The following is a 9,676-nucleotide window of genomic DNA, read 5'->3' on the forward strand; positions in this document are numbered from 1 at the left end:
GGCACGTTTTGGACCCCGAAGACTGGGCGCGCTCAATCGGAGCGCAGGGTCGGGACGCCGACGACCATCTTGCCGCCATGGGCCGTGCTGTCCCCGATGCGCATCACGGCTTTCCCGTTGATGCGCACCAGACTGGAGCCCCGGGACAGGCCGTCGGGCCCGGGCAGTCCCGTGCACAGACATGTGCCACCTTCCACGGCGACGGGAATTCCGTTGAACCGAACGAGGCTTTGTCCTGCATCCGTAACAGGTCCACCGATGTGAGGTTTCGGTCCGGGATCTATCTTCGGGCAGACATGGGCATGGCCCAGAAGGGAAACGGGTTTGGGCATCAGTTTCACCGGTGCAGCGGTATTGACCTGCATCCCTGAAACGTCCTCGAATTGAGGTTAGCCTTGAGGTGCCCCTGAATTTGTAGATGCCTTGCGCCCTAGCCTTGAGGCAAGCAGGCCGACGTTCGGAGCGTTCGGAGCGTTCGGAGCGTTCGGATCACCGGATGATCTCGAGTCGCGGGCCGAGGGTCGGGGCGATGGCCACGGTCTTGTCGAGAATCTCGGCAAACCACGGTTCGGGCTGCCAGGCGCCGGCGGGGACGTGCCAGCCGCGCAGGACCTCGAAACTGGTGCGCATCAGGGGATGGTCGACCGGAGCCGTCTCCAGCCCTTGCCCCGCGCGCAGACGCAGGAAGGCATGCGTCGTGATCGGCCAGAGGAAATGCGCCTGCTGGTTGATTTCCTTGCCCTCGAAGGGCGTCGTGCTCATGCCGTCGCGGTCGGTGCGCAGGGTCTGCATATGCGCGTCGCACAGCTGCGTGGCCCATTCGGCGGCCTTGACCGGGTCCGGCTCCGTCAGGCCGATGCGGGCACAGTCGCGCCAGAAACGGTCGGGCGGGACATGGAAACTCTCCCAATCGATGGTCTCGCCACGCCGCGCGGCCAGCATCTCCAGCGCGAAGACGCCGAGCTTGGCGGGCGCGCCGAAATAGCCGCCCGAGTCCGCGGGCTTGGCATAGCGTCCGGTCGCCAGCACGCGCCGCGCGATCTCCTCGGTCGCCCCCGCCAGATCGTCGCGCCCGGTGGCGACGAGCTGCAGCAGCGTCTCGCCGTAGGTGTCGAGATAGGGGGTGAGGAAGTCGGGGTTCGCGTTGAACTCCACCTCCTCCGCGGACATCATGAGGAACTTGATCCGCTGCGCCAGGTCGAGCGCGGCAGCCCGCGGCTCGCGCGATGCGAGGATCCAGTAGCCGAAGTGGTTCATCGCAGCGTTGTAGATGCTCTGTGCGATAAGAACCCCACTCAGTGGCGACATGTCGCCGTTTCCGTCCATGAAATACGCGATGTCCTCGATCGCGAGGGTCACGGAAGCCGCGCCCATTACCGGCTGGTCATAAAGGGACAGGTCGTCCCGCAGCAGGCCTTCAGGATATTCTGCCATGCGTCCTCACGTAGATATCGTCGTACCATGTATCGAAGGTCAGGTTCTCTACCATCTGGCGGTCACGATCTCGCCGACCGGTTGCCCCTGCATATCAAGCTCGACCTTGGCGTGGACCTTGGTGACGTTACCAGCTCTGGCTTGGGCTTGGAAATCCAGGACATCTCGCCGATTTGGAATGAGTTCAGCCCATGATCGTCCGCGTGTCTGATTTCGCGCAATAGCGTCGATTGCCTGCTGAATGCCTCCAATCGCGTTGTCTGCGGCTTTCACGACGTAATCCGACCTCTGCTGCGCCTCGCTCAGACTCGGGAACGGGACGTCCTGACCTGCACCCCTGAAACGTCCTCGAATTGAGGTTAGCCTTGAGGTGCCCCTGAATTTGTAGATGCCTTGCGCCCTAGCCTTGAGGCAAGCAGGCCGACGTTCGGAGCGTTCGGATCACCGGATGATCTCGAGTCGCGGGCCGAGGGTCGGGGCGATGGCCACGGTCTTGTCGAGAATCTCGGCAAACCACGGCTCGGGCTGCCAGGCGCCGACGGGGACGTGCCAGCCGCGCAGCACCTCGAAACTGGTGCGCATCAGGGGATGGTCGACCGGAGCCGTCTCCAGCCCTTGCCCCGCGCGCAGACGCAGGAAGGCATGCGTCGTGATCGGCCAGAGGAAATGCGCCTGCTGGTTGATCTCCTTGCCCTCGAAGGGCGTCGTGCTCATGCCGTCGCGGTCGGTGCGCAGGGTCTGCATATGCGCGTCGCACAGCTGCGCGGCCCATTCGGCGGCCTTGACCGGGTCCGGCTCCGTCAGGCCGATGCGGGCACAGTCGCGCCAGAAGCGGTCGGGCGGGACGTGGAAACTCTCCCAGTCGATGGTCTCGCCACGCCGCGCGGCCAGCATTTCCAGCGCGAAGACGCCGAGCTTGGCGGGCGCGCCGAAATAGCCGCCTGAGTCAGCCGGCTTGGCATAGCGTCCGGTCGCCAGCACGCGCCGCGCGATCTCCTCGGTCGCCTCCGCCAGATCGTCGCGCCCGGTGGCGACGAGCTGCAGCAGCGTCTCGCCGTAGGTGTCGAGGTAGGGGGTGAGGAAGTCGGGGTTCGCGTTGAAATCCACCTCCTCCGCGGACATCATGAGATATTTCAACCGTTGCGCCGCGTCCAACGCGATTTCGCGCGGATCCCGTTTATTCAGGATCCAATAGCCGAAATGGTTCATCAAGGCAGTGTAAACCGAACCTATACTGATGAATGCCTGAAATTCTCCATAATCTCCATTTCCATCCAGGTAATATAGAGCGGTCTCGATATCTTCCTGAGTGAACTTATCTGTCAAGGGATCGAGGTCATAAAGGGACAGGTCGTCTCTGATTGCATTTTCCGGATAGTTTGCCATTTTTTCTCCGACATGAAGATTTCGGGGTGGGAGCGGTCTGCAGTTACCAGTCGACGGTCACGATCTCGCCGACCGGTTGCCCCATTCGATCAAGCTCGACCTTAGCATGGATTTTGGTGACCTGGCGCAATTGCGCAGCCCTCATGAATTCTTTTATTTCCATCTTCTGATCGATAAGCCCTTCCCATGATCTTCCCCGGTTCATGCCAGCGTCCTTGGCCCGCTCGGCTTGCCTTATTCCGGCGAAGGCACCTTCGGCTGCTCTCTGAACATAGTCCGACCTCTGCTGCGCCTCGCTCAGACTCAGGAACGGAACGTCCGGGCCCATTTTCGATTTCACCTCGAAGGCCACCCATCTGGGAGTCGGCGGGCGCGGAGCGGTGATCTTGGCAACAAGGTCCAGGGGTTCTGTCGCAAACTTCGGTTCTTGACCGACTTGTGCTGAATGATTGACGGTCCCAAGGGGCTGGTGCATTTCGGAGGACCTTTGATGATCTCGTTCAAGGGCGCTCAGTTTCCAAAGGAGGTCATCCTTTTCGCGGTCTTCTTTTACGTCCGCTACACAGTATCATACCGGGATCTCGAAGAAATCCTCGCTGAGCGTGGTGTCGAGGTTGATCATGCGACGCTCAATCGCTGGGTCGCCAAGTACTCCCCTCTGATCGCCGCCAATGCGCGTCGCAGAAAGGCGTCGACAGATCGTTCCTGGCGGATGGACGAGACTTACATCCGGGTAAAGCGCGAGTGGGTTTACCTCTACCGGGCCGTCGATAAGTTCGGGAAGACCCTGGACTTCATGCTGTCGAAACGGCGCAACAAACCGGCCGCGACCAGATTCTTTGCGCGGGCGCTGGAGATGAACGGTCTGCCCCGCAAGATCGTCATCGACCGCAGCGGGGCCAACACTGCCGGGATCACCGCCATCAACCGAATGCTTAAGTCCTTCGGCTGCCCGATCCCAATTGAGATGATTCGGATCAAGTACCTCAACAACATGGTCGAGCAGGATCACCGTACGATCAAGAAACGAATTCGGCCGATCCTGGGGTTCAAGTCTTTCTCATCCGCCTCCGCTACACTCGAGGGGATCGAAGTCGCGGACATGATCCGCAAAGGCCAGTTGATGGCGGGACTCTGCCCGTTTGCCCAGTTCGCTGCCTTGGCAGCCTAACGGAAGAAAACTAAAGATCTTTTCTGACCAACGCCGAAGTTTGCGACAAAACCTTTTCGCATCTGGCTCTTTGGCGGGACCTGTCCCGCACACAAGTACAGGGGGCACAGACCGAAAGCGATGCTCGGCGACTCCGTTATTACCCGTTCGCAGGGCGACCCTGCGCCTTTCTGGATCTGACCAACTTGACCTTTCAACTTTCTGCATGTGTGATGATCCCATTGAATATGCTTTTTATGGATTTAGAGGATGAACGCCTTTTCTCAGGCATCCCGTCGTGGTCGGCTGACGACGGTGCTAGGCACCGATGCGCTTGTGCTGCTGCGGATGGACGGCGAAGAGACACTTTCCGGGGATTTCGAGTGGCGGGTCGAAGCACTGTCGGAAGAGGTCGGACTGGACCTCGAGGCGCTTCTGGGGACCCATGCCACGGTCGCGATCGACATGGCCGGCGGCACGCGGCATTTCGATGGCATCGTCTGCGAGGCGGCGCATGGGGGCGCTACCGAGAACGGATCTCGCTATGACGTCGTCCTGCGGCCCTGGTTGCATGTGGCGGGCCTGCGCCGGAACCAACGGATTTTTCACGACCGCACGGTGATCCAGATCGTCGAAGAGGTTCTGGGCGACTACGCCGATCTGGGCGATCCGCATCTGGAGGTCGCCGTTACGGGCGACTACCCGCAGCTGGAATACACCGTGCAATATGGCGAGAGCGACGCCGACTTCGTGCGCCGACAGCTGGAGCGGTTCGGCATCACCTGGGCCTGGCGCTTCGGCCCCGGAAACCACACCATGATGCTGGTCGACGATGTCACCACTCTGCCCCACGTGCCCGGCGGCGACCGCCCCTACCGCTCCATCGACGGGCATCACATGTCCGACGAGGAGCATTTTCGCAGTTGGTCGGGAGCGCGTCGCATCACCACCGGCGCGGTGCGACTGACGGAGTTCAACTTCAAGACCCCCCATGCCGCGCAGGAAGTCGACCGGATAGGCGACGCCGCCCATCCGAAGGGCGCCGTGGAAAGCTTCGATTGGCCGGGGGATTACCTCGATCAGGGCGAGGGACGCGGCGTGGTGCGGCGACGCACGGCCGCCGAGCGCGGGCAGGCTCCGCGCCACCGGGCCAAGGGGGACGTGGCGGGCCTTGCGGCGGGTACCTGCGTGACGGTCTCGGGCGATGACATTCCGGGTGTCACGGGGCGCTGCTTTGTGTGTCTGTCGGCGCGCCATACGTTCCGCGCGCAGGCTTACGGCACGGGCGACGCGCAGGGCGACGAGAGGGCCTATGACGGGTCCTATGTCCTGATGCCCGACGATGCGCCGCTGACCCCCGAACGCCGCACCCCGGCCCCCCGGATCGCCGGGCCCGAGACGGCAGTGGTCGTGGGCGAGGGCGAGATCGACTGCGACGAGCACGGCCGGATCCTGGTGCGGTTCCACTGGGACCTGGCGGGCGCGCACTCCATGCGCTGCCGCGTCAGCCAGAACTGGGCGAGCAAGGGCTGGGGCGGCATGGTCATCCCCCGCATCGGCATGGAAGTCATCGTCGAACACCTCCGCGGCGACCCCGACAAACCCATCGTGACGGGGTGCGTGTATAACGGGGCGAATAGGCCGCCCTATGAACTGCCCAAGCACAAGACGAAATCGACCTTCAGGTCCGATACGCATCAGGGCGACGGCTTCAACGAGTTTACCTTCGAAGACGAGAAGGACAAGGAGGAGATATACCTCCATGCGGAACGAAACCATCGCACCGAAATCGGAAACGACGAGAGTCACCACATCGGTCATAACCGCAGCAAGGTTGTGGGAAACGACCAGAAGGAGCGGGTCGGACGAAACAAGCAAACGGATGTTGGACAGGACCATGTCGAGACGATCGGCCGCGACGAGAAAAGGACCATTCGGCGCAATTCCGAACGCCAGGTAGACAAGGACAGCTTTGACTATGTGAACAACCATCGGATCGAGGCGACCTTTGCCAATCACCAGGAGGAAGTCGGTGCGCACCACTACATGAAAGTCGAGGGCAACTCGGAGGTCGTCGTCGGCCAGAAACTGTTCCAGCGTTCTCAAATTCAGGTGTTGCATGCAAAAGACAAGTTTATCATCGGCGGTCCCGGCGGCACGATCGAGATCAATGCAACCGGCGTCATCATCCGCGCCCCCCTGATCCAGCTCAAAGGGTCTGTTCAGATGAGTTCCGGTGCTCCAGACCAGATCAGGAGTCTCGAGAGCGCGGTCAATGAAGGCCTTGATCTGGCGGAAGTCTGCATTCGGAAACTCAAGGATGAATAGTGCCGGATCGCCTTCTTACGTCGGCGCCCGGGCAAGGCTGACAAGTCCGGCGACGCGGGTGCCGATCACGGGTGATCGAAAGGTGGCGCTCAGGCCATTGCTTTTCGGTCCACTGCCTGACGCGAAGGCCGGTCGGACCGCCTTGCGCGGACCATCGACAGAGACCCAGCTCCATACATACATTCTTGTCGAAGCCGCCCGCCGCCCGGATATCGAAGTCGTTCTTGAGGGGTTCGGAGTCGATTACGTGCCGCTGTATCAGGGAAAGGCCGCAGAGGAGTTCGCCCGGCACGGGCCCTATCTGGCGCTCATACCTGAAGACAATCGCGCAATGACGTGGCTGATCGATGAGGGCTGGACAAGCGGTTGGGGTGTCTGGCTTCGCAGCGAACTGGACCTGTCGCGTTTGCGCACTCACTTCCGGAAATTCACGCAACTCTATGATCCGGAATCCGAAACCTGGTTCATCTTCCGCTTTTATGCGCCAGAGACTCTGCGCCGTGTCATACCGGCACTGCCCCCGGCTGATTTCACCGCGTTCACCCAGAATATCGCCGCGTTCGTTGTTCCGAGCGGATCCGGCACGGAGGCCGTGTTGGTCTGATGCGTCTGACGGCCGAAACTCTCGACCAGTTAAAAGCCGGTCGGTTCGAGGATTTTCTCGACGATGGCGCCGCGCAGTTGCGACAGCGCTTCCCCACGCGATTTTACGGTTTCGAAGATGACGCAGCCCTGGATGCTGGGCGAAACGTGGTCGGGTTCAGTTTTGAGACAGTGTGTGCGTTGGGTCGCCGCAGCGGTCTTTTGGCGATGCGTATCGCCTTCCTGAGGACCGCGTTCGGGTTCGGCGTTCTGGACGACGTTCGCTGGTCGCGCGCGCGTCAACTGGTCGACGCGCAGGTGACGGCTGCGACGATAAAGCCGAACACGTCTATCGGGACCTACCTGACAGAGACCAGACGTGTCTGGGATCGGCCTGCATTTGCACGGGGCGCACAGGCCCGGCGCTTGCTTCTGGACATGGATCGCGGGCCGACGTGGGACGCCGTGCTTCTGCATCTTGAACGGTCCCACGAGGAGGTCGGAAGTTATGTATCAGAGCCGACGCTGCGGGAGTTCATCAACCAATCCTATGTCGACGCGACGATGTTGGGACTGAAGGACGAGATGGCGCTGTATCTGCATGTTCTAGCGGCCGACGCGCTTGGACGGCATTTCTTTGACGATCCGTTGTTGCCAGACTGGGGCACGCTCTACCGCACCGGAAACGAACGCCAGATCGTCACCGCCTTGCAAGATGCCCTGAGCCCTAAGGAGCCCTGATCATGGAGCCGATGGAGCCAACCAATGTGGCCGACAGCGATCCGGGGGATTGCCCGACCGGGACCTGCGGGACCGACACCTATGCCGTCTACGATCCGCGTGACGAGATGGGGCCGATGGACATCTCGCTCGGCCTGCCGGACCCGGCCACCGCCCTGACGATCGAGCAGATCGTTGCGATGAACGGCGACAGCTTTACCAAATTCTGGCTGCGGTTCATGGATGCCTTCGAGAACCTCTATGGCAAGGAGGAGCGGCTAAAGACCGCCGCTCTTTTCTATCCCGGCGAGGGGCGGGCAGGACATTATGAAATCCGGTTCAATCCCGTAGGTGTGGGCTACTCCGCCTCCTACGGCTGGACCGATCATGTTTCGAGCAATCCCTGGCCGGGAGAGAGCTACGAGCCTGCGATATTCGCCACGAATCTGGGAAACATTTTCCGCGATGTCGATATCATTGATTTTTCGGCGAGCGTTGATCCCAATTCGCTCAGCGATGACGAGTTGATGAAGCTCGCGCAGCGACTGAAGCAGGCGTTGCAGATCGAACAGGATTTCGCGGCCTGGGGACGCATCGCTTTCGACGTGGCTGTCGGTGCGCTGACAGTCCTTGCGCTCGTGTCCGGCGTAGGGGCGGTTGTCGCAGCAACTTCGATTGCGTTGCGCGCGGCTGCGATACTCGTCCTCGCTCTCGAAATTTCGGACGGAGTCGCGGTCGGGACGGGGTACCTCGGCTACAATCAGGGCCAGGGTGTCAATCCGCTTGAAGAGGCTGCCGCGTTTCTCGGTGGTACACTCGACGATGAGAATGGCGAAAAGGCCGCGCGCACGGCGTACAGCGTCCTCAACATCGCCGTCGGCCTCAAAGGCAAGTGGCGTGCGCTCTCGATTGTTCCGGTCGGACTGAATTACGGACCCGGAGGTGGCCTGATGGGGCCTGCTGACGCGACGGTCGTCGAGGACTTTACTAGGGCGGGCGGCTGAGCATGGCACCTTACAACAAGTTGCGCGGCGGCACGATTGTCAATCTCGTGGGCGAACTCAAGCGACTGGGGTTCAAGTTCGAGTTCCAGAAATACCCGGAAATGCGCAACAAGTGGAAGGTCGTCTTCGAGTGTCCAGCGGGGTCGAAGGCCAACTTCTCGACTGTCATCGGCTCCAACGACGAGATGCTCAAGATCTCGGACGCCCTGCGGATGGGCGGCAAGACATTCCTGTTCAACCTGTCGGTCGCCGTCGGCCGCTTCGGTGAAAACGCGATGTTGGCGGCCGTGCGCGCAGGCCGGATAAATCACACTTTTCGAGTCGGTGGTCAAAGCTTCAACCTGCGCAACATGACCCTGTCCGCCCCGCTCCAGTTGCAGAACACCTCGGGCAACGGGCTGGACCTTGTTGCCAAGATCACCGCTCCGCGCCCGCCGGCACCCAGATGGGTGGCCTTCGAGGTGAAATCGAAAATGGGCCCGGACGTTCCGTTCCCGAGTCTGAGCGAGGCGCAGCAGAGGTCGGACTATGTTCAGAGAGCAGCCGAAGGTGCCTTCGCCGGGATTGAGCAAGCGCAACGTGCTATCCGGCGCAATCAGACGAGGGGCCGATCTTGGGAGGATCTGATCCCGCAAAAGGCCGAGGTTGAAGAATTCAGAGATGCAGCTCAGGATTCGGAAGTTATAAAAATTCATGCAAAAGTGGAACTTGACCGAATGGGGCAACCGGTCGGCGAGATCGAACTCGTGGCTTGGTAAGCCCGCGTTATGGGACAGCGGAGATATGGAGACGAAATGGCCGACTACCCCGAAGGTACGTTGAGAGAGGATTTGGCTCTCTACGATCTCGATCCAGAAGAAGATTTCCTGGTGGAGGAGGCGATCGAGAGGATCCTTCGCGTATTGGACGACCCAGGCGATTATGGACCTCTGCGCGGTCTGTCGCGCGGTCAATCAATTTATATTCCCGCACTTGGTCACTTCGGCTACTGGATCCTCGCATCGCGCGAGCCGCGGGCTGCCGCGCTCGACCTGGCGCAGCGGATCAAGTTCCTCATGATGTCCGCGGAGGA

Annotated in this window: 12 protein-coding genes; 7 read left to right on the top strand and 5 right to left on the bottom strand. The window is 61.0% G+C overall.

Annotated features, from left to right (window positions below; genetic code table 11):
* Positions 1-32: 32 nt before the first annotated feature.
* The 5 genes from BM002_RS10945 to BM002_RS10960 all read right to left on the bottom strand — a co-directional run bounded on the left by BM002_RS10945 (position 33) and on the right by BM002_RS10960 (position 3,295).
* On the bottom strand, positions 33-332 hold the full coding sequence (locus BM002_RS10945) for a PAAR domain-containing protein (protein WP_092780639.1): 300 nt from the start codon (positions 330-332) through the stop codon (positions 33-35).
* A 157-nt stretch (positions 333-489) separates the two neighbouring features.
* Positions 490-1,434: a hypothetical protein gene (locus tag BM002_RS10950; protein ID WP_092780369.1), complete on the bottom strand. Its 945-nt coding sequence runs from the start codon at positions 1,432-1,434 to the stop codon at positions 490-492.
* 48 nt (positions 1,435-1,482) lie between these two features.
* The gene (locus BM002_RS19110) at positions 1,483-1,707 is read right to left on the bottom strand and encodes a hypothetical protein (RefSeq protein ID WP_139212338.1); all 225 of its coding nucleotides are present in this window, start codon (positions 1,705-1,707) and stop codon (positions 1,483-1,485) included.
* A 168-nt stretch (positions 1,708-1,875) separates the two neighbouring features.
* Complete coding sequence (locus BM002_RS10955; protein ID WP_139212339.1) at positions 1,876-2,559, bottom strand: hypothetical protein; 684 nt, start codon at positions 2,557-2,559, stop codon at positions 1,876-1,878.
* A 304-nt stretch (positions 2,560-2,863) separates the two neighbouring features.
* A complete protein-coding gene (locus BM002_RS10960; protein ID WP_139212340.1) occupies positions 2,864-3,295 on the bottom strand; it encodes a hypothetical protein in 432 nt (143 codons plus the stop codon).
* A 15-nt stretch (positions 3,296-3,310) separates the two neighbouring features.
* Here BM002_RS10960 and BM002_RS10965 point away from each other — a divergent pair, with 15 nt between their 5' ends.
* From BM002_RS10965 to BM002_RS10995, 7 genes are all read left to right on the top strand, one after another.
* Entirely contained in the window at positions 3,311-3,991 is a 681-nt protein-coding gene (locus BM002_RS10965; protein WP_425431850.1) for an IS6 family transposase, read from the top strand.
* Between the two features lie 249 nt (positions 3,992-4,240).
* Complete coding sequence (locus tag BM002_RS10970; RefSeq protein ID WP_092780377.1) at positions 4,241-6,298, top strand: type VI secretion system Vgr family protein; 2,058 nt, start codon at positions 4,241-4,243, stop codon at positions 6,296-6,298.
* Positions 6,291-6,902: a DUF4123 domain-containing protein gene (locus BM002_RS10975; RefSeq protein ID WP_175484875.1), complete on the top strand. Its 612-nt coding sequence runs from the start codon at positions 6,291-6,293 to the stop codon at positions 6,900-6,902. Before BM002_RS10970 ends, BM002_RS10975 begins: the two co-directional genes overlap by 8 nt.
* Entirely contained in the window at positions 6,902-7,621 is a 720-nt protein-coding gene (locus BM002_RS10980; RefSeq protein WP_092780383.1) for a hypothetical protein, read from the top strand. The genes BM002_RS10975 and BM002_RS10980 overlap by 1 nt, the downstream gene beginning before the upstream one ends.
* Positions 7,622-7,623: 2 nt before the next feature.
* Positions 7,624-8,604: a hypothetical protein gene (locus BM002_RS10985; protein ID WP_092780386.1), complete on the top strand. Its 981-nt coding sequence runs from the start codon at positions 7,624-7,626 to the stop codon at positions 8,602-8,604.
* Positions 8,605-8,606: 2 nt separating this feature from the next.
* Positions 8,607-9,362 (top strand): hypothetical protein, encoded by a 756-nt coding sequence (locus tag BM002_RS10990; RefSeq protein ID WP_092780389.1) that lies wholly within the window; start codon positions 8,607-8,609, stop codon positions 9,360-9,362.
* 36 nt (positions 9,363-9,398) lie between these two features.
* The coding region (locus BM002_RS10995) for a hypothetical protein (protein ID WP_139212341.1) at positions 9,399-9,676 on the top strand (278 nt) is incomplete at its 3' end.

This window comes from Jannaschia pohangensis (assembly GCF_900113875.1).
GTDB classification, from domain to species: Bacteria; Pseudomonadota; Alphaproteobacteria; order Rhodobacterales; family Rhodobacteraceae; genus Jannaschia; species Jannaschia pohangensis.

Bases quoted from the DNA above. Each gene is read 5' to 3' on its own strand.
- BM002_RS10945 (WP_092780639.1), bottom strand. From the start codon at position 332: ATGCCCAAACCCGTTTCCCTTCTGGGCCATGCCCATGTCTGCCCGAAG.
- BM002_RS10950 (WP_092780369.1), bottom strand. From the start codon at position 1,434: ATGGCAGAATATCCTGAAGGCCTGCTGCGGGACGACCTGTCCCTTTAT.
- BM002_RS10955 (WP_139212339.1), bottom strand. From the start codon at position 2,559: ATGATGTCCGCGGAGGAGGTGGATTTCAACGCGAACCCCGACTTCCTC.
- BM002_RS10960 (WP_139212340.1), bottom strand. From the start codon at position 3,295: ATGCACCAGCCCCTTGGGACCGTCAATCATTCAGCACAAGTCGGTCAA.
- BM002_RS10965 (WP_425431850.1), top strand. From the start codon at position 3,311: ATGATCTCGTTCAAGGGCGCTCAGTTTCCAAAGGAGGTCATCCTTTTC.
- BM002_RS10970 (WP_092780377.1), top strand. From the start codon at position 4,241: ATGAACGCCTTTTCTCAGGCATCCCGTCGTGGTCGGCTGACGACGGTG.
- BM002_RS10975 (WP_175484875.1), top strand. From the start codon at position 6,291: ATGAATAGTGCCGGATCGCCTTCTTACGTCGGCGCCCGGGCAAGGCTG.
- BM002_RS10980 (WP_092780383.1), top strand. From the start codon at position 6,902: ATGCGTCTGACGGCCGAAACTCTCGACCAGTTAAAAGCCGGTCGGTTC.
- BM002_RS10985 (WP_092780386.1), top strand. From the start codon at position 7,624: ATGGAGCCGATGGAGCCAACCAATGTGGCCGACAGCGATCCGGGGGAT.
- BM002_RS10990 (WP_092780389.1), top strand. From the start codon at position 8,607: ATGGCACCTTACAACAAGTTGCGCGGCGGCACGATTGTCAATCTCGTG.